Origin of the sequence: Cryobacterium melibiosiphilum (genome assembly GCF_003602235.1) — a bacterium.
GTDB lineage: Bacteria > Actinomycetota > Actinomycetes > Actinomycetales > Microbacteriaceae > Cryobacterium > Cryobacterium melibiosiphilum.
This window is the reverse complement of sequence record NZ_QZVS01000095.1, coordinates 156,749-175,181: the sequence shown is the minus strand read 5'-3', so window position 1 is coordinate 175,181 and position 18,433 is coordinate 156,749. Positions and strand designations below refer to the sequence as shown.

General features: G+C 67.1%; 15 protein-coding genes. 8 read left to right on the top strand and 7 right to left on the bottom strand.

The features are described from left to right. Window positions 1-42 precede the first annotated feature (42 nt). The 3 genes from D6T64_RS19185 to D6T64_RS19175 all read left to right on the top strand — a co-directional run bounded on the left by D6T64_RS19185 (window position 43) and on the right by D6T64_RS19175 (window position 3,069). The gene (locus D6T64_RS19185) at window positions 43-915 is read left to right on the top strand and encodes a helix-turn-helix transcriptional regulator (protein WP_119976269.1); all 873 of its coding nucleotides are present in this window, start codon (window positions 43-45) and stop codon (window positions 913-915) included. A gap of 106 nt (window positions 916-1,021) precedes the next feature. Beyond that, window positions 1,022-2,404 (top strand): MFS transporter, encoded by a 1,383-nt coding sequence (locus D6T64_RS19180; RefSeq protein WP_119976268.1) that lies wholly within the window; start codon window positions 1,022-1,024, stop codon window positions 2,402-2,404. Window positions 2,405-2,508: 104 nt separating this feature from the next. Further along, entirely contained in the window at window positions 2,509-3,069 is a 561-nt protein-coding gene (locus D6T64_RS19175) for a GNAT family N-acetyltransferase (RefSeq protein WP_119976267.1), read from the top strand. A gap of 112 nt (window positions 3,070-3,181) precedes the next feature. On the opposite strand, the gene D6T64_RS19170 is transcribed toward D6T64_RS19175, so the two are convergent. Together D6T64_RS19170 and D6T64_RS19165 are read right to left on the bottom strand one after the other, a co-directional pair. Further along, entirely contained in the window at window positions 3,182-4,027 is an 846-nt protein-coding gene (locus tag D6T64_RS19170) for an aldo/keto reductase (protein WP_119976266.1), read from the bottom strand. Window positions 4,028-4,065: 38 nt separating this feature from the next. Continuing rightward, window positions 4,066-5,007: an NADP-dependent oxidoreductase gene (locus D6T64_RS19165; protein WP_119976265.1), complete on the bottom strand. Its 942-nt coding sequence runs from the start codon at window positions 5,005-5,007 to the stop codon at window positions 4,066-4,068. A 168-nt stretch (window positions 5,008-5,175) separates the two neighbouring features. Here D6T64_RS19165 and D6T64_RS19160 point away from each other — a divergent pair, with 168 nt between their 5' ends. The 5 genes from D6T64_RS19160 to D6T64_RS19140 all read left to right on the top strand — a co-directional run bounded on the left by D6T64_RS19160 (window position 5,176) and on the right by D6T64_RS19140 (window position 10,046). Next, a complete protein-coding gene (locus D6T64_RS19160; protein WP_119976264.1) occupies window positions 5,176-5,847 on the top strand; it encodes a TetR/AcrR family transcriptional regulator in 672 nt (223 codons plus the stop codon). 10 nt (window positions 5,848-5,857) lie between these two features. Then, window positions 5,858-6,718 (top strand): 3-hydroxyacyl-CoA dehydrogenase, encoded by an 861-nt coding sequence (locus tag D6T64_RS19155; protein WP_119976263.1) that lies wholly within the window; start codon window positions 5,858-5,860, stop codon window positions 6,716-6,718. Window positions 6,719-6,900: 182 nt separating this feature from the next. Further along, window positions 6,901-7,269 (top strand): DUF6457 domain-containing protein, encoded by a 369-nt coding sequence (locus D6T64_RS19150; RefSeq protein WP_199719229.1) that lies wholly within the window; start codon window positions 6,901-6,903, stop codon window positions 7,267-7,269. A gap of 201 nt (window positions 7,270-7,470) precedes the next feature. Further along, the gene (locus tag D6T64_RS19145; protein ID WP_119976306.1) at window positions 7,471-8,646 is read left to right on the top strand and encodes a M20 family metallopeptidase; all 1,176 of its coding nucleotides are present in this window, start codon (window positions 7,471-7,473) and stop codon (window positions 8,644-8,646) included. A 68-nt stretch (window positions 8,647-8,714) separates the two neighbouring features. After that, a complete protein-coding gene (locus tag D6T64_RS19140) occupies window positions 8,715-10,046 on the top strand; it encodes a DUF3100 domain-containing protein (RefSeq protein WP_119976305.1) in 1,332 nt (443 codons plus the stop codon). A gap of 57 nt (window positions 10,047-10,103) precedes the next feature. On the opposite strand, the gene D6T64_RS19135 is transcribed toward D6T64_RS19140, so the two are convergent. The 5 genes from D6T64_RS19135 to D6T64_RS19115 form a co-directional block, all read right to left on the bottom strand. Beyond that, the gene (locus D6T64_RS19135) at window positions 10,104-12,467 is read right to left on the bottom strand and encodes an FdhF/YdeP family oxidoreductase (RefSeq protein WP_119976304.1); all 2,364 of its coding nucleotides are present in this window, start codon (window positions 12,465-12,467) and stop codon (window positions 10,104-10,106) included. A 47-nt stretch (window positions 12,468-12,514) separates the two neighbouring features. Beyond that, window positions 12,515-13,564, bottom strand: coding sequence for a DMT family transporter (locus D6T64_RS19130; RefSeq protein ID WP_147364620.1), 1,050 nt, complete (start codon window positions 13,562-13,564; stop codon window positions 12,515-12,517). A gap of 185 nt (window positions 13,565-13,749) precedes the next feature. Next, window positions 13,750-15,966 (bottom strand): HelD family protein, encoded by a 2,217-nt coding sequence (locus tag D6T64_RS19125; RefSeq protein WP_119976261.1) that lies wholly within the window; start codon window positions 15,964-15,966, stop codon window positions 13,750-13,752. A 150-nt stretch (window positions 15,967-16,116) separates the two neighbouring features. Further along, entirely contained in the window at window positions 16,117-16,905 is a 789-nt protein-coding gene (locus tag D6T64_RS19120) for an SDR family NAD(P)-dependent oxidoreductase (RefSeq protein WP_119976260.1), read from the bottom strand. A gap of 92 nt (window positions 16,906-16,997) precedes the next feature. Continuing rightward, window positions 16,998-18,395 carry a GntP family permease gene (locus D6T64_RS19115; RefSeq protein ID WP_119976259.1) on the bottom strand — a complete coding sequence of 466 codons (1,398 nt, stop codon included), beginning with the start codon at window positions 18,393-18,395 and terminating at the stop codon, window positions 16,998-17,000. Between the last annotated feature and the right edge of the window lie 38 nt (window positions 18,396-18,433).

Sequence of the window (18,433 nt, the reverse complement as noted above, 5' to 3'; positions counted from 1 at the left end):
TGACGCCCCGAGACTGACACCCCGAGATTCGGGAGAGGCAGCATGAGCGCACCCAACGATGATGTCTACCGGCCGAGCGACCGGGAGTTGCTGAAGGGCGCCATCCGTCAGCTGGCCGCCCAGACCGGCCTCGGCGTCATCTTCGCCGGCCTCGTCAACCACAGCGAACTCGTCATCACAGAATTCGTCGGCACCACCACCCAGGGGCTGAAAAACCTCAACGTGCAGCCCGGTGAGGGCGTCGGCGGCCGTGCATTGCGCAACGCCCGACCGGTCGGCGTCTCGGACTACTTCGACAGCGACCGCATCACCCACCACCACGACCAGGCCGTGCGCATCGAGGGGTTGCGGTCGATGGTCGCGCTGCCCGTGCTGGTCGACGGTCGGGGCCGCAGCATCCTCTACGCCGCCACCCGCGACCGCTCCCCGATCGGCGAACGCCTCGTCACCGAACTGAATGCCGGGGCCGTGCAGATCTCCCGCGAGCTGCAGATACGCGACGAGGTCGACCACCGGGTCGCGATTTTGCGGGTCGTCGGCAGCCTCGCCGCCGAACCGATCGACCGCGACCTGATCGAGGTGGTGCGCCTCGCCCACGCCGAGTTGCTCTCCGTCGCCCGCATCACGGCCGATCCCGAACTGGCCGAGCGCATCCTGGCGGTGACCGCCCGGCTGGTGGGCACGGCATCCGTCACCGGCGCGGCCTCGCGAGCGGATGCCCCGCGCCTCACCCCCCGTGAAACCGATGTGCTCGCCCAGGTCGCCCTGGGCTGTTCGTATGCGGAGGTCGGCAAGCGGCTCGCCCTGCAGAGCGTCACGGTGAAAAGCTACATGCAGGCGATCATGGCCAAGCTCGACGCCCACAGCCGCATCGAAGCCGTGATCGTAGCCCGCCGCTTTCATCTTTTGCCCTGAACCGAATCACCTCCCTCGGGAGGTAGTGGCACCGCGAATCGCCTGCCACGCTGGCATCTCGCCGGGACAGCTTGGTCCCGACTTACGATGTCAAGGGAGATATCGCATGCTCGAAAGCACCGCACAGCGACGCGCGCAGCCCGCTCCGCGCCGCACCTCGATGGCCCGGGTGGCCGTCGCCAGCTCCATGGGCAGCATCATCGAGTTTTACGACTTTCTCATCTACGGCACCGCGGCGGCACTCGTCTTTCCGCAGGTGTTCTTTCCCGCCCTCGGCTCGGCCGCCGGCACCATCGCCAGCTTCGGAACCTTCGCCGTCGCGTTCGTCTCCCGCCCGCTCGGCGCCATTCTCTTCGGCCACTTCGGTGACCGGCTCGGGCGCAAGAAGACCCTGGTCAGCACCCTGCTGATCATGGGCATCGCGACCGTCACGATCGGGCTGCTTCCCGACGCGAGCGTCATCGGCATCGCAGCCCCGATCATCCTCGTGCTGCTGCGCTTCCTGCAAGGCTTCGCCGTCGGTGGCGAATGGGCCGGTGCCGCCCTGATGGCCGCCGAATACGCTCCCCCGCGCCGCCGCGGCCTCTACGCTGCGTTCCCCCAGCTCGGACCGTCGATCGGTTTCGCCCTGGCCAGCGGCACGTTCCTCATCATCAACCTGACGCTCGGCGACAAGTCCGAGGCGTTCCTCAGCTACGGCTGGCGCATTCCGTTCATCCTCAGCGCCGTACTCGTGATGATCGGCCTCTACATCCGTCTCAAGATCGAAGAGACCCCCGTTTTCAAGGCCGTGACGGATGCCCAGGCCGCCAAGCCGGTCGCCCGCAAGCTCCCGGTCTGGGAGGTCGTGCGTCACCAGCCCCGCCAGATCCTGCTCGGCGGTGCCTCCACCATGATGTTGTTCGCCTTCTTCTACACCGGCACCGCCCTGCTCTCGGCCTACGGCACCAACCCCGAGGGGCTCGCCCACACCCGCCCGACCATCCTCACGCTCGGCATCGTCGGCGCCCTCGTCTTCGCGGTGGGCACCATCGCCAGCGCGATCCTCAGCGACCGGGTCGGGCGCCGGGCCGTCATCGTGGCCTCCTGCATCATCGCAGTGCCGTGGTCGCTCGCACTGTTCCCGATCCTCGACATCGGCACGACCTGGTCGTTCGGCCTCGGCCTCTCGGGCACGCTGCTCATCGTCGCCGGCATCTACGGGCCCGTCGGTGCGTTCCTGCCGGAGCTGTTCGCCACCCGCTACCGCTACACCGGCGCCGGAATGGCCTACAACCTGGGCGCGCTCGTCGGCGGCGGCATCACCCCGCTGGTGGCGGCATCCATCATCGCCAGCTCCGGAAGCGCGTCGATCGGGTTCCTGCTCGCCGGAGTCAGCGTGGTCAGCCTGATCGCGACCTTCGGCCTGCCGGAGACCCGCGGCATCGACCTTGGCACCGCGGATGTCGCGGCCGGCAAGACGCCGGAACGGGACGACGCACTGGTGTAACCGGTCCCTTCGCACGACTCTGCCCTTGACTCCGAGGGTGTCGGCAGCCACGGCTGCTGACACCCTCGGAGTCTCGGCGTTCACAGGCAGCTAGGGTAACCAGAATGGACTCCCTCAGTTTTCGCCCCGCCGATCTCGACGACGCCCCGACCGTGATCGAGCTCGTCACCAGCGCTTACCGGGGTGAGGCCAGCAAGCAGGGCTGGACCAGCGAGGCCGACCTGATCGATGGGCAGCGGATCAACCTCGAGGTGCTGAGCGCCGACATCCGTCGCCCGAACAGCGTGGTGCTTCTCGCCGAACGTGGGGGCGGTCTTGTGGGTTGCGCCCACGTCGCCCGCACCGACACGACACACGCCTATTTTGGAATGTTCGCGGTTCACCCGCTCGGCCAGGCCCAGGGCGATGGTAAACGGATTCTCGCCGAGGCCGAGCGATTCGTCGCCGCCGAATGGATGAGCTCGGTGATGACGATGACGGTGCTGGATGCCCGCTCCGAGCTGCTGGCGTTCTACGAGCGCCGCGGCTACCGCCGCACCGCAACCTACACGCCCTTTCCGTACGGTGACGAGCGGTTTGGGCTCCCCCGGCGCGACGATCTGCGCCTCGAGGTGCTGGAGAAGGTGCTCGACCCGGTGCACGGCCCGGCGCGCACCAGACGCTAGCCCTGCTCGGTAGCGACCCGAGTCGTCGATGGTTGATGGCCGACACGAACCTGGTGCGCTCACACAAACGCCGCCCCTTTCGGGGCGGCGTTTGTGCTGAGACGGGTTCGAGTTAGGGGATGTAGTTGAACTCGTCGGGGTTGGGGCCGGTGCGCTCATCGCGGTTGAGGGTGCCGATGGCGGCCAGATCGGCATCCGTCAGTTCGAAGTCGAAGAGGGCGAAGTTCTCTTCGACGCGACTCTGGGTCACGGACTTCGGGAAGATCACGTCGCCGCGCTGCAGGTGCCAGCGCAGAGTGACTTGCGCGGTCGTGCGACCCACGCGCTCGGCGATCGCGGCGATCACCGGGTCGGCCAGCACGCCGCCCTGGGCGAGCGGCGACCAGGCTTCGGTGACGATGCCGTGGGCGGTGTTGAAGGCACGCAGCGGCTCCTGCGTGAGGTACGGGTGCACCTCGATCTGATTGACGGCCGGAACGGTGTCGGTCTCGTCGAACAGGCGCTGCAGGTGCTCCTGCTGAAAGTTGCTGACGCCGATGGTCTTGACTCGGCCGGAGGCCTGCATCTCCTCCATCGCCTTCCAGGTCTCGACGTAGTCACCGACGGCCGGGAGCGGCCAGTGGATCAGGAACAGGTCGAGGTAGTCGAAGCCGAGCGCCTCGAGGGTGCGGTCGAAGGCGGCGAGGGCGTCGGCGCGGTCATGGAAGCCGTTGTTGAGCTTGCTCGTGACGTAGATGTCGGCGCGGTCGAGGCCGGACTCGGCGATAGCCTGGCCGACCTCTTTCTCGTTGCCGTACATTTCGGCGGTGTCGATGTGGCGGTAGCCGGCTGCGAGGGCGGCGAGGGTGGCCGCCTTCGTCGTCTCGGGGGTGACCTGGTAGGTTCCGAAGCCGAGCTGCGGGATGGTGGTGGCGTTGTTCAAAGTGATCGTGGGCACGGTGGTCGTGGTGTTAGTCATGGAATTAGCTCCTCGTTCGGGTTCGAGATCGGGTGAGGTTAGGGGGTGACGACGATTTTGCCGCGGGTATGGCCGAGCATGCTCAGCCGGTAGGCATCCGCTGCCTGAGCGAGCGGAAAGCTGCGCGCGACCTCGATCTGCAGGCCCTTCGCATCGACGAGGTCGGCGAGGGCCTGGAGACCGGTTTGCGGCGCGGCCTGCGGGGCGGTTGCGGTCGGGTCGACCCACATCCAGGTGCCGCCGTGCTGTTCGACGTCGCCGTCGGCAACGGATGCGTGCCGCCCGCCCTCGGCGAGCACCTCGAGCGTCGTGTCGAGCACTCCGCCGACAAAGTCTGCGACGACGGTGACGCCGTCGGGGGCGAGTGCCCGCACGCGCTCGGCGAGTCCGCTGCCGTAGGTGACCGGCTCGGCACCGAGGGTGCGCAGGTAGTCGTGGTTGACGGCGGACGCGGTCGCGATGACGCGGGCGCCCTCGGCGACGGCAATCTGGATTGCGATCGAGCCGACTCCGCCGGCACCGCCATGGATCAGCACGGTGTCGTTCGCCGCGACGCCGAGCCGGTTCAGAACTTGGAAGGCGGTCATGCCGGTGAGCGGCAATCCGGCGGCTTCGGGCCAGGTCAGCGACGCGGGCTTGCGCGCGACGAGGCGTTCGGGCAGCGCGATGAATTCGGCGAAACTGCCGCCGTGCACCCAGTCTTTGCGGCCATTGGCGATGACCTCGTCGCCGACCTGAAAGCGCGGTGCGTCGACGCCGACGGACTCGACGACGCCGGCGACGTCCCAGCCGGGGGTCGCCGGAAAGACGACGTCCATCATGGTGTCGAGGTAGCCGCCCATGACTTTCCAGTCGACGGGGTTGACCGCGGCGGCCTTCACGCGAATCAGCACCGAACCCGGGCCGACCTTGGGCATGGGCTGCTCGGTGAGTTCGAGCACATCGGGGGTTCCGTAGTGGGAGTAGGTGATTGCGTTCATGGTTGTTTGTGACATCACTGGCGAAACCTCCCCCCGATCGGGGATATTCCGCGCGCACCCCGATCATCGGGCGACTTTCAGACTACGATCAGAAATGAGCACACTCAGTTTTGAATCGTGTTGTGAATCGTGTAGTGAATCGTGTTGTGAATCGTTGAGAAGGGTCCCATGGTCGCGAGCGAAATCACCCAAACTGCGGCGGGTCGCCGCGAACGCAACAAGCGGGACAAACAGCAGCGGATCTTCGCGGCTGCCTCCGAACTCTTCGCCGCCCACGGCTACGCCGCCGTCACTACCCAGCAGATCGCCGAGCGGGCCGATGTGGCCGGCGGCACCCTTTTTCGTTATGCAGCCACCAAGGCCGAGCTTCTGCTCATGGTCTGCAACGAGGATTTTCGCGTGGGACTCGCCGCCGGGCGCACAGCGTTGCCCGCAGCAGGCACTCCCGGTGAGCGGATGCTGGCCCTCGTCACTCCCCTGATCGGCGCCGGGCGACAAAACGATGAGAACACCACCGCGTACCAGCGGGAAGTGCTCTTCGGCGAACCGCACGAACGGTACCGGGCCGAGGCCCTCGAGCTGGCCCGCGAGCTGCAGTCGCTGTTCGCGGCGGTGCTGGCGGATGCGTGGGACGCGGCGGGGGCATCCGCTTCACGGCCGCGACCGGACCCGACCCTCGCCGCGCGCACCGCCTCGGATGTGCTGCACCTCGAACTCGCCCGTGCCGGGTTGTTCGGCACGCCCACCCCGCGGCTGCAAGGCGAACTGCGCGCGCAGTTCACGCTCATCGCGCACGGTTTTCTGCACTCACCACACGACGACTCCCCACAACCAGACTAAGGACATTCTCATGGCCAGACTCACCCACATCACCGTGCTGGGAACCGGCGTTCTCGGCTCCCAGATCGCGTTCCAGGCCGCCTTCCACGGCTTCGACGTGGTCGCTTACGACATCAGCGACGCGATTCTGAACACCGCGAAGACGCGCATGCAGACCCTCGCCGACACCTACGCCCTCGAAATGGCCGCCGGCGACACCGACCGCACCGACGCCGTGCTGCGTTCGATCACGTTCAGCGCCGACCTCGACGCGGCAGTCGCGCAGGCCGACCTCGTGATCGAGGCGATTCCCGAGAACCTCACGATCAAGCGCGAGACCTACGAGAAGCTGAACCTCGCGGCGCCCGCCGCGACCATCTTCGCGACGAACTCGTCGACGCTGCTGCCGAGTGACCTGATGGGCTTCACCGGGCGGCCCGAGCGTTTTCTCGCCCTGCACTTCGCCAACCACGTTTGGGTGCACAACACCGCAGAGGTCATGGGCACCGACGAGACCGATCCCGAGGTCTACCGCACGGTGGTCGAATTCGCCAGCGATATCGGCATGGTGCCGATCGAGTTGAAGAAGGAAAAGGCAGGATATCTGCTCAATTCGCTGCTGATCCCGCTGCTGGATGCTGCGGGAGACCTGCTCGTGGAGGGGATCGCCGAGCCGGACATGATCGACAAGACCTGGCGCATCGGCACAGGAGCGCCGGCCGGCCCGTTCCAGATCTTCGACATCGTCGGGCTGACCACGGCGTACAACATCTCCTCGCACGGCGGGCCGAAGCAGCAGAAGTTCGCCGAATATCTCAAGTCGAACTACATCGACAAGGGCAAGCTCGGCCTGAGCACCGGCGAGGGCTTCTACACCTACCCCGCCCGCTAGATCCCCGCCCGCTAGATCCCCGCCCGCTAGATCCCCGCCCGCTAGATCGAGGTCAACAACTCGCGAGTGAGCAGTTTCTGCACTTCCCACGTTCGGGAAGTGCAGAAACTGCTCACTCGCGGAAGGTGGCGCGGCAATCCGGCTAGGGTGCTGGCACGACGACCCGACCTGGAGGCACTCTGATGACTGACCCGAGCCCGATACGTTCTACCCCGTCCGAGTCGGACCTGGCCCACTGGACCCGGCAGCTCACCCAGGCCCTGCAAATTCTCGACCTCGACGTGGATCGGTCGCTGGTCGCGGACCTCGCAGCGCGGTCCACGGCGTCGGGCGGCCCCGCATCCGCTCCCCTGACCACCTTCGTCGTCGGCTATGCCGCCGGTCTCGCTGCGGCGACCGGCTCGGGGCCTCCCCATCAGGCTGTGTCCCGGGCAGCGGATGTCGCCCTGCAGGTGTGTGCGCAGGCCGACGCGAACACCCCCCGCCCGGCGACCGCGCCCGATGCGCCCGATGCGCCCGATGCCGAAGGCTGGCTCAGCACCGCCCAGTAGCCGTCATTCGCGGCACCGATCGTCACGGTCTCGAGCGCGAGAGTCTCTTCGCAGATGCCCTGAGTCACTAGATTGAATGCAACAGCAATTGTGTGTTGCTTCATTGCGACCGCACCTGCAGAAACCTGACGAACGGAACCCGTGGACTTTTCCCGTGCCTTGGCCGCGACAGCGAACCTGCACTCATCGATAGCAGCGCACATGAACGATGCGGCCCCGGCGATCGAATCGCTGAGCCGCGACCTGCATGCCCATCCCGAGACGTCCTTTCGGGAATTCACCTCGGCGGCAAAGATTTCCGCCTTCCTTGCAGCCGCCGGCTTCACGCTCGCGGAGCCGCTGACCGGCAGCCCGACGGCCTTCGTGGCCGTCGCCGGGAGCGGACCGCTCGTCGTGGGGATCTGCGTGGAATACGACGCCCTACCGGAGATCGGGCACGCCTGCGGTCACAACCTCATCACCGGTGCGAGCCTGGCCGCGGCCACCAGCCTGGTGCCCTTCGTCGACGAATTGGGCATCACGCTCAAGGTGATCGGCACCCCCGCCGAGGAACACGGTGGCGGCAAGGTGTACCTGCTGGAGCAGGGAATCTTCGACGATGTCGCGCTGGCCATGATGGTGCATCCGGTTTCGGAGGGACTCTCTGTGAACCCGGCGGGCACGTCCAGCCAGGTCGTCGGCCGCTACCGGGTCACGTTTCACGGCAAGGCCTCCCACGCGGCTGCGGCACCCCACCTCGGCATCAACGCAGCGGATGCGGCCGTCGTCTCCCAGGTCGCAATCGGACTGCTGCGCCAGCAACTGCCGAGTGACCACCGAGTCGCCCTCTTCGTCGCGGAGGCAGGCGTGGTCACGAACATCATCCCGGACACGGCCGTCGTCAACTATGAGTGCCGAGCCTTCACCCGCGAGCAATTCGATTCCCTGCAGGCTCGCGTGCGCCGCTGCTTCGATGCGGGCGCCCTCGCCACCGGCGCAACCGTCGACTACGTCGATGTCGGCCCGGTCTACGAGGCGCTCGTTCAGGACGATGTCCTGAGCTCCCACTGGTGCTCGGCGATGGAGTTCCTGGGGCGGGACGTGTCACGATCCCCCGGTCTCAGCGGCGGGTCCACCGACATGGGCAACGTGTCCCAGCTCGTGCCGAGCATCCACCCCTGGGTGGGCATCCCCGGGGCCACCAGCCCCATCCACTCGGCCGGATTCGCCGACACCGCCAACACGGCCGGCGCCTACACGACGATGTTCGAGTCGGCACTGGGCATGGCGTGGACCATTGCCGACGTCGCGCAGGATCCCTCCGATCGGCAGGAATTCCTGACGCGTGCGCACGATCGGTGCCCGGCTCCCCTGGTCGCCGCCCAGAAAGGCCTCTGACCATGACCGAACTGCCCAAAACCGGACTGCCCAGGACCGAAATCCGCGAGAAAATCGTTCCCGTGAGGATGACGCTGCCGCAGATCTGGCCCGCATCCGTCGCCGCGTTCATCATCGCGCTGATCGCCCAGGTCATCGGCATGCACACCTTCGACCTCGGGCCCGCCGCGATTGTCTTCTTCCCGATGGTGTGGGGCCTTCTGATGGGTGCCGCGATCTCATTCCAGAAGTTCAGGCCCGTCGGGCTCGATTTTCAGCGGGTCGCCAACGCCTTCGTCGGCGTTGCGGTGCTGTTCCTGATCGCCCGGCTCGCTTTCAACATCGGACCGAACCTTCCCCTTCTCCTGGATGCCGGACCGGCCCTGTTGCTGCAGGAAGTCGGTCATCTGCTCGGCACAATCGCGCTCGCCCTGCCCCTGGCCGTTCTTCTGCGCATGGGCAAAGCCACCGTCGGAGCGACATTCTCGCTGGACCGGGAGCCCGCTTTTGCGATGGTGAGCGAGAAATACGGCCCGGACTCCGACCAGTACCGGGGCGTGCTCGCCATGTACGTCTTCGGCACCCTCTTCGGAGCCATCTACGTGTCGCTTCTGACGTCCGTCATCTCCTCGCTCAACTTCTTCGACCCGCTCGCCATGGCGATGGGCGCCGGAGTCGGCTCCGGATCGATGATGGCCGCTTCCGTGGGCAGCATCATCGCAGCGCACCCCGATCAGGAATCCGCCATTCTCAGCATTGCGGCGGTGTCCAACCTGATCACCACGGTGCTCGGGGTCTACGTCGGGATCTACATCGCACTGCCCCTCGCTGACCGCTTCTATCGGGTGCTGACGCGCCGTCAGTCCCGTCGCGATGAGGCAGCCGCGACGGCGACGGCCGCGAGTACGGTGCATTCGGCAGCAGACACCGCGGGAGTCGAGACCAACCGGGCCTTTCGTGCGCAGGTTCTCGCCTCGTCGGCGCCGATCTCCATCCGGCCCTGGACGTCGATTCCGATCCTTGCCGTCGTGGGTGTCACGACGGCATCGGTATTCGCGGGCGGTCTGAGCCTGCAGATTCTCGGTGGCTATGCCGTGCTGATCGCGCTGCTCCTGCTCGGAATGTTGCTGGCCAAGGTCTCCCGCAAGGTGTCCTCCATCGTCTGGGTGACCACGCTCGGCGCCGTCATCTCCAGCCCCTGGTCGCCCATCGGCACCCAGCTGGTCGCACTCGTGGCTTCGGTCGATTTTCTCTCCATCGCCTGTGTGACACTCACGTTCGCGGGCCTCAGCCTCGGCAAGGACTTGCCGCTCCTTAAAACGGTGGGCTGGAAAATCATCCCGGTGGGACTGGTGGCGATCACCGCATCGTTCCTTCTCTCGACGCTGATCGCCGAATTCGCCCTGGGCTTCTGGGGCTGACCCTGGGCTTCTGGGGCTGACCCCGGGGCTTCTGGGGCTGGGAGGGGCTACCCGGCGTCAAGCGGCACGCTCGAGGCGGATGATGACCGCCTTCGAGACCGGGGTGTTGCTGCCCTCGGCGACGCTGTCCAGGGGCACGAGCACGTTGGCCTCGGGAAAATAGGCGGCGGCGCATCCGCGGGGGGTGGGATACTCGACGAGCCGGTAGCCCCGCAGCACCCGGTCGACCTGGTCGCTGAACTCGCTGTGCACGTCGACGTGGTCGCCGTCGGCGAATCCGAGCGTGACCAGGTCATGCTTGTTGATGAAGACCACGTGCCGGCCCTTCTTGATACCGCGGTAGCGGTCGTCGTTGCCGTAGATCGTGGTGTTGAACTGGTCGTGGGAGCGCAGCGTCTGGAGCAGCAGCCGCCCGGCGGGAAGCTCGATGTGCTCGAGCTGATTCACCGTGAGATGGGCCTTTCCGGTCGGGGTGGTGAACGTTCGGGAATCCCGCGGCCCGTTCGCGAGCACAAACCCGCCGTCGTGACGGATGCGTTCGTTATAGTTCTCGCATCCGCTCACCACGCGGGAGATGTGCCCTCGAATGAGGTCGTAGTCGGCCTCGAACCCCGCCCAGTCGATACCGCCCCCGGCGGCCGGGTCCCGGCCGGCGAGAACCGTGCGGGCCAGGCGGGAAATGATGGCGACTTCGGAGAGGAGGTTCGACGATACCGGTTCGACCGTGCCCCGCGAGGCGTGCACGGCGCAGACCGAGTCCTCGACCGACACGAACTGTTCACCGCTGATCTGGCGGTCGACCTCGGTGCGGCCCAGCGTCGGCAAGATCAGCGCGGCCTCACCCGTGACGACGTGCGATCGGTTGAGCTTGGTGGAAATCTGCACCGACAGCGCGGTGCGGCGCACAGAGGCCTCGACGACGGCGGTGTCGGACACGGCGGCGACGAAATTACCGCCGAGGCCCAGCCAGACCCTGATCTTTCCGTCGCGCATGGCCCGTACGCTGTCGACCGCGTCGAGCCCGTGCTCGCGGGGTGGGTCGAAGTGGAACTCGGCCGCGAGGGCGTCGAGGAACCGGGGCGGCATCTGCTCCCAGATTCCCATGGTGCGGTCGCCCTGAACGTTGCTGTGCCCGCGAATGGGCGAGGCGCCGGCACCGGGCTTGCCGATGTTTCCCCGCAGCAGCAGCAGGTTGACGATCTCCTTGATCGTCGCGACGCCCTTCTTCTGCTGCGTGAGCCCCATAGCCCAGGTGATGATGACCTTTTCGGCCTTGAGATAGCGGGCGGCGAGCTCGTCGATGACCTGCACCCGCAGCCCGGTTGCGGCGAGCACAGCCTCTTCGTCGAGTTCGGCGAGGTGCTCACGCAGTTCCTCGAGTCCGAGGCAGTGCTCGTCGAGAAAAGCGTGGTCGAGCACGGTGCCCGGGTTGGCCGCTTCGGCGTCGAGCACCCGTTTGCAGACCGCCTGCAGCAGGGCCATGTCGCCGCCGATGCGAACTTGCACGAACTGGTCGGCGATGTCGGTGCCGTGGCCCAGCACTCCGCGCACCGTCTGCGGGTTCTTGTATCGGCGCAGGCCAGCCTCGGGCAGCGGGTTCACCGCCACGATCTCGGCCCCGTTGGCCTTGGCCTCTTCGAGGGCGGTCAGCATGCGCGGATGGTTGGTGCCGGGGTTCTGGCCCATGATGATGATCAGGTCGGCCAGGGCGAAGTCGTCGTAACTGATAGTGCTCTTGCCGATGCCGAGGGTCTGGCCCATCGCCCAACCGGTGGATTCGTGACACATATTGGAGCAGTCCGGCAGGTTGTTGGTGCCGAACGCCCGCACGAACAGCTGGTAGGCGAACGCGGCCTCGTTCGATGCCCGCCCGCTCGTGTAGAAGCAGGCCTCGTTCGGGCTGTCGAGCTGACCGAGCGCCGTGGCGATGACGTCGAACGCCTCGCTCCACTCGATCGGCCGGTAATGGTCTTCGCCGGCGGGCTTGTACACCGGTTCCACGAGCCGACCCTGCATGCCCAGCCAGTACTCCGACTTGTCCGCGAGCTCACTGAGCGGATGCTGCGCCCAGAAGCTCCGAGGCACGGTCACCGGCGTCGCCTCCCAGGTCACCGCCTTCGCTCCGTTTTCACAGAACTCGAAGGCCTTGCGGTGGGCCGGATCTGGCCACGCGCAGCTCATGCAGTCGAAACCGTCTTTCTGGTTCAACGCCAGTAAGGTCTTGAAGCTGCGCCCCGGCCCCATCTGCGCCAGTGCCGGCTTCATGGAGTGCACGACACCGGGAACCCCGGCCGCCCAGGACTTGGGGTGGGTGACCTCGATGTTCGCGTCGGTCAGGTCGGGCAGGTCGGGCAGGTCGGGCAGGTCAGTGGGCAGGTCAGTGGGCAGGTCGACGGTCGGGTTGGTCGGTTCTTCAGACATGGGCAGCCTCATCTCGACCGTGCGTCGGGGCACAGCTGACCCGATTCTCACCCGATACGGTCGCCTCTGCTAGCCCCGGCGGCCACCTCGGTCTTCTGCGGCGCAGGCGGCACGGGCGGCACGGGCGGCGAGATGATCGTGATCGACCCGGTCAGCGCATTCACCAAGGGCAACGCCGCGATGATCGGTATCGCCCCGGTGAGCAGCCCGGGACCGGCCTGCTCTCGGGCGTGTGTCGCCGTGGACAGCATCGTCACGCCCATGAGTGCGGCGGCACCGCCGAGAACAGCGGCCATGCTCGGCACCTCCCCCAGCAAAGCCCAGCCGAGCAGCACCGAGAAGATCGGTATCACCAGCAGCAGGGACCCACCCTCGGCCACGCTGGTGCGAGCGAGCGTGACGTTCCAGAGCGCGTACGCCACGGCCGTGCCCAGCACGATCAGCACTGTCAGGGCGAGCCACACGGATGCCGGCACCTGCGCCGGCAGCGGATCGAACCGGGCCGTCGGCAGGGTCGCGATCCCGCCGACCAGGCAACCCCAGAAGACCACCTCGACCGGCGGCATCCGTGCAAGGAGCGGCTGCTGCACGATCAGAAAGATCGAGAGCAGCAGCGCCGCGGCCACGATCAGCAGGGTGTTGCCCTGAAAACCCGTCGCAGTGCTGTCACCGAGGGTGATCACAACGACACCGAGCACGGCGACGCCCATGCCGAGGTACCCGCGCAGGGTGGTGCGCTCCACGAGGATGAAGTAGCCCAGCACGAAGGCGAAGACCGGGGAGATATTCAGCAGCAGGCTCGTGGTGCCGGCCGGCACGGTGGCCTGGCCGAAGTTGAGCAGCAGGCCGTAGCCGCCGTACCCGCAGAGGGCGACCGCGAGCATCCGCGGCATGTCGCGGCGGGTGAGGCGCACCCGCTGCCGCCGCACGAACATGTACAGGCCGAGCAGGGCTGCGGACGCCAGGTAGCGCAGCGGCGTCAGATCTTGCGGCGAGAACACGCTGAGCGCCTCACGCGTGGCCACATAGGCCGGTGCACTCGCGAGCACCATGAGCACGTCCGCTCGCATCAACACGTGCACGCCACGTTTCCGCACGCCGCGACCTTTCCCGAAGGGCCGACCGCTACCGGTGAAGCCCGCTGTCGCTGCGCCGGATGCGCACGATTCTTCGAGAATGTTACGGCATGAATGGGGCGACTTATGACCCGCAGAAGGGGTGATCACGTAGCCTTTCGGCGTGTCGTGTCACCCCCTTTCAGGGGTCGTGCTCCGCTCCGTGGTCAGTCCGCGGTTTCGGCCAGGTACAGGCGCTGGGTCGAACGGGTCATGGCCACATAGAGCGCCCCGGCGCCGCGCTCCGACGCGGCAAGGATGGCCGCCGGGTTGACGACGATCACGGCGTCGAACTCGAGGCCTTTCGAGTCGAATGGCGTCAGCAGCGCGACCGGACGATTCAGCCCCAGCGCCCCGCGACCGATCATGTTGCCGAACTGCGCGCGCAGGGACGCATGGAGCGTTTCAAGGCCAGCGTCGACCACGATGACGGCGAGGGTGCCGGCGTCCGGGAGCGCGCGGTCCTTCGCGATGGCGGCCGCGACATCCGTCACCGTTTCGACCGGCCACTCGCTCGCCCGCACCGACCGTGCGGGGGTGATCGGCAGGCCGTGCGCGATCGCGGTGGTCTCGGCGGCGGCGGCGATCTGGCTGGGCGTGCGGTAATTGACGGTGAGTTCTTCGAGGCGCCAGCGGTCGACCTCGAAGGAGCCGGCGAGGATCGGCTTCAACGCGTCCTTCCAGCTGCGGGCCGCCGCGGCCGAAGCGGCCTGGGCGATGTCGCCGACAATCGTGAACGAGCGGCGGGGCCCGCGGCGCAGCAGCAGCCGCCACTGCATCGGCGAGAGTTCCTGGGCCTCGTCGACGACGACGTGGCCGTACGTCCAGGTGCGGTCGTGGGCGGCGCGCTCGGCGGTCGTGCCCCGGTCGGTGAACTCCGTGAAGCCGTCGGCGAGGTGTTCGGCACTGACCAGGCCCTTCACCTTCATATTCTCGATCGCGGCTTCGGCGTTCTCCAGGTCGAGCTGGCGCTGCTGGTCGGCGGCACGCTTCTTCGCCTGGTCGACGGCGCTGTACTCGCCGAGGTGCTCGGCGGCCTCGTCGAGCAGCGGCACGTCGGCGATCGTGAGCTGTGCGTCGCGGGGGCGCAGCAGCAGGGCCCGTCGCTCGGGCGTCCACGCCGGGGTCAGCTCGGCGAGCCACTGCGGCCGTGCGTAGAGGTCTTTGAGCAGCTTCTCGGGGGTCAACGGCAGCCACGCCGTGTTCAGGGCGATGCGCACGTCGTTCGAGCCGCGCAGGTCTTCACGCAGCAGCGGGATATCGTCGTCGTCGAGCGAGCGGCTGCGCACCTGCAGCTGGCCGAGCCAGGCTTTAGCGAGGGCGTTGAGCGCGTGGTTGACGAACGCGACCCGGGCCTCGTTGTGCGGCTTGCCGCTCGCCCGGGCGTGCTCGATCGCGTTGCGGATCAGCTGCGGGCTGAGCCGCAGCGGGTCACCGTTGACCTGCAGCTCCTGCGTCTCGGCCGGCACCCGCTGGCGACTCCTCACCGCGCGTGCGATCAGGTCGGCCATGAACGTCTGCCCTTTGAGCGCGGCGACGGCCGGCGGGTCCTCATGGGTGGCCTCGATGCCGGGGTAGAGCTGGCCGACCGAGGCCAGCACAACCCCGGTCTCACCGAGCGAGGGCAGCACGGCCTCGATGTACTGCAGAAACGAACGGGACGGCCCGACGATGAGCACGCCGGAGTTCTGCAGCCGGTCGCGATGCGTGTAGAGCAGATACGCGGCGCGGTGCAACGCCACGGCGGTCTTGCCGGTGCCGGGCCCGCCCTGCACCACGAGCACGCCGTTCAGCCCCGAGCGGATGATGCGATCCTGCTCGGCCTGGATCGTCGAGACGATGTCACTCATCTGCCCGGTGCGCTGCTGGGTGAGCGCGTTCAGCAGCGCGCCCTCGCCCTGATGCAGGCTCGCGGCGCCCTCTTCGGTGAGCAGGGTCGCGTCGAGCACCTCATCGTCGATGCGGGTGACGCGGCGGCCCTCGGAGGACAGGTGGCGCCGGGCCCGGGCACCGAGCGGCGTCGCGGCGGTCGCCTGGTAGAAGGCGCTCGCGAGCGGCACCCGCCAGTCGAGCAGCATCGGGTGCAGGGCTTCGTCCCGCAGGCCCACCCGTCCGATATACCGGTAGACGGATGCCCCGCCCGGCGTCTCCGGGGCCGTCTCCAGCCGCCCGAACGCGAGCCGATCGTCGACGTCGCGCAGCTGAACGATGCGCTCCTGGTAGAGCCGGGCGAAGGAGTCCCGCTCAGTGCGGGCCTGGTGGTTACCGCCAACGTTGAGTGCCTTCACGGCGCTGAGCTGCTGCTCGGCTTCGCTCAGCAGGGCGTCGAGCCGCGAGTACAGCGTGGTGACATAGTCCTGCTCGCGCTGAAGTTCCTGATCCACGTGTGTGCCCCTCAAGTGCCAACCCCTCAAATCCAAACACCTAGTTTAGATCTCTTCGCGGGGGCGGGGCGCGCATCTTCGGCGCCCGAGACGTCGCCGACCCTGGGGATCGGCGACGCTTCGGCGCCCTGCAGCCGGTGCGGGAACCGGTCAGGAGATCTGCAGGCCTCCATTGATGTCGTACGTCGCGGCGGTGATGTAGCCGGCATCCTCTCCGACCAGAAAGGCAATCAGGGCGGCGATGTCGGTTACGGTGCCGACTCGACCCATGAGGGTGTCGGCGGACAGGTCGTTCTTGCGCTCATCGGTCAGAGTGCCGCCCATGATGTCGGTGTCCACCGGGCCGGGCGACACGCAGTTCACCGTGATGCCGTGCTGGCCCATTTCCCGAGCCAGCCCGCGCGTGAAACCGATGATTCCGGCCTTCGACGCGCTGTAGGCGACCTTGGAGAAGGTGCCGCCGCCACGCTGGGCGGAGATCGACGACGCGCTGACGATGCGGCCGAGGCGGCGTTGAATCATGCCGCGCAGTACCCGCTGCGTAACAATGAACGTTCCCGTCATATTCACCGAGAAGATCCTCTCCCAGCCGGCGACCGTTTCATCCATGAACTCGGTCGGTGAGCTGATGCCCGCGAGGTTCACGAGCGCAACGATGGGGGCCAGCGACGTCTCAATTTGCGCGACTGCGGCGTCAACGGATGCCTCACTCGCGATGTCTGCGCCCACCCCGATGGCCGGGACGCTGTGGCGCAGGGCGATGTCGGCCGCTGCCGCCCGCGCCGCCTCGGCGTTGATGTCGACGATGGCGACGGACCAGCCCAGGCCAGCCAGCCTGTCGGCCGTGGCCCGGCCGATGCCGCGGACCGAGGCCGCCCCCGTAACGACGACGGTGCGTTCGGTCGGAAAGGGCGTGGGGAGTGTTTCGGTGGTGGTCATAGAGTTTCCCTGGTTCGTGTTGGTGGTGGCTGTGAGGACTGCGACGACGCTCAGATGACGCCGCTCAGATGACGACGCTCAGACGAAGACACCTAGACGAAGCTGTAGAGAATCCACACCAGGCCGAAGGCCATGAAACCGATCGCCGTCGCGATGACACTCCAGGTCTTCAACGCGAGCGACGTGCTGAGACCGAGGAATCGGCTGACCAGCCAGAAGCCGGAGTCATTGACGTGCGAGAACGTGATGGCGCCCGCAACGATCGCGACGGTGATGCAGGCGAGTCCGATCGGGCTGGTTTCGCCCGACGCCAGGATCGCGGGGGCCATCAGGCCGGCTGCCGTGGTTCCGGCCACCGTCGCCGAGCCCTGGGCGACACGCATGATGACGGCCACGAGGAATCCCGCGAGGATGAGCGGGAGCCCGATCGCGTCGAGGCTCTCGGCCATCGCCCCGCCGATTCCGGTTGCCGTCAACACGCCGCCGAACATTCCGCCGGCACCGGTGATGAGGATGATCGAGCAGACCGGAGCGAGGGCATCGTCGACGAGGTCTTCCAGGGCGCCGCCGATGGAACTGCGGGTGCGGCGAATCACGAGGAGGTACATGGCGAGCAGAGTCGACAGCAGCAGCGCGATCGGGGTGTTGCCGATGAAGATGAGAACCTGCGCCCAGAGCTGGTCCTCCCCCACGGTGCCGGTGGCGATCAGGGTGGAGAGGCCGGTGTTCATGAAGATGAGTACCAAGGGCAGCAGGAGGACGAGCAGGACGATACCGAATTTCGGCGGGTTCACGACGTTCTTGGGAGGAAGCCCCAGCAACTCGGGAACGACGATGCCGGGGTGCCGCTTGGCGAGCACGAGCGCAAGCCGGTAGCCGGCGACGTACCAGGTTGGGAGTCCGACGAGCAGCGCGACCATCAGGACGAGACCGACATCGGCACCGATGATCCCTGCCGCAGCGACCGGACCCGGATGAGGCGGGACGATGGCGTGCATCATCAGGAAGGCGCCAGCGGCCGGAAGGGCGTAGAGCAGCAGTCCACCGCCGAGGCGGCGGGCCACGGTGTAGATGATCGGCAGCATGACCAGGAACCCGGCGTCGAGGAAGATCGGGAAGCCGAACAGCAGGGAGGCGACAGACAGTGCGAGCGGCGCTCGCTTCTCGCCGAATTTGCGCAGCAGGCTGTCGGCGAGAACCTGGGCGCCGCCAGAGGTCTCGACGATGCGGCCCAGAACGGCACCGAACCCGACCAGCAATGCGACATTTCCCAGGGTCCGTCCGAACGGCCCGACGAGGGTGTCGATGAGCTCGTCGGCGCTCACTCCGGCCACGACGGCCGTCACGATGCTGACGATGATGAGCGCGAAGAAGGCGTGCATGCGCACCTTGATGATCAAGACCAAGAGCACGACCACCGCGCCAATGGCGATGCTGAGCAACGCGGGAATGGGGAGGGCGAGCTCAGCCGCCGTCGACAGATGGAGCATGGATTTTATCCTTACGAAACGTCATTGATTCATGGGAA

Bases quoted from the DNA above. Each gene is read 5' to 3' on its own strand.
- D6T64_RS19185 (WP_119976269.1), top strand. From the start codon at position 43: ATGAGCGCACCCAACGATGATGTCTACCGGCCGAGCGACCGGGAGTTG.
- D6T64_RS19180 (WP_119976268.1), top strand. From the start codon at position 1,022: ATGCTCGAAAGCACCGCACAGCGACGCGCGCAGCCCGCTCCGCGCCGC.
- D6T64_RS19175 (WP_119976267.1), top strand. From the start codon at position 2,509: ATGGACTCCCTCAGTTTTCGCCCCGCCGATCTCGACGACGCCCCGACC.
- D6T64_RS19170 (WP_119976266.1), bottom strand. From the start codon at position 4,027: ATGACTAACACCACGACCACCGTGCCCACGATCACTTTGAACAACGCC.
- D6T64_RS19165 (WP_119976265.1), bottom strand. From the start codon at position 5,007: ATGAACGCAATCACCTACTCCCACTACGGAACCCCCGATGTGCTCGAA.
- D6T64_RS19160 (WP_119976264.1), top strand. From the start codon at position 5,176: ATGGTCGCGAGCGAAATCACCCAAACTGCGGCGGGTCGCCGCGAACGC.
- D6T64_RS19155 (WP_119976263.1), top strand. From the start codon at position 5,858: ATGGCCAGACTCACCCACATCACCGTGCTGGGAACCGGCGTTCTCGGC.
- D6T64_RS19150 (WP_199719229.1), top strand. From the start codon at position 6,901: ATGACTGACCCGAGCCCGATACGTTCTACCCCGTCCGAGTCGGACCTG.
- D6T64_RS19145 (WP_119976306.1), top strand. From the start codon at position 7,471: ATGAACGATGCGGCCCCGGCGATCGAATCGCTGAGCCGCGACCTGCAT.
- D6T64_RS19140 (WP_119976305.1), top strand. From the start codon at position 8,715: ATGACGCTGCCGCAGATCTGGCCCGCATCCGTCGCCGCGTTCATCATC.
- D6T64_RS19135 (WP_119976304.1), bottom strand. From the start codon at position 12,467: ATGTCTGAAGAACCGACCAACCCGACCGTCGACCTGCCCACTGACCTG.
- D6T64_RS19120 (WP_119976260.1), bottom strand. From the start codon at position 16,905: ATGACCACCACCGAAACACTCCCCACGCCCTTTCCGACCGAACGCACC.
- D6T64_RS19115 (WP_119976259.1), bottom strand. From the start codon at position 18,395: ATGCTCCATCTGTCGACGGCGGCTGAGCTCGCCCTCCCCATTCCCGCG.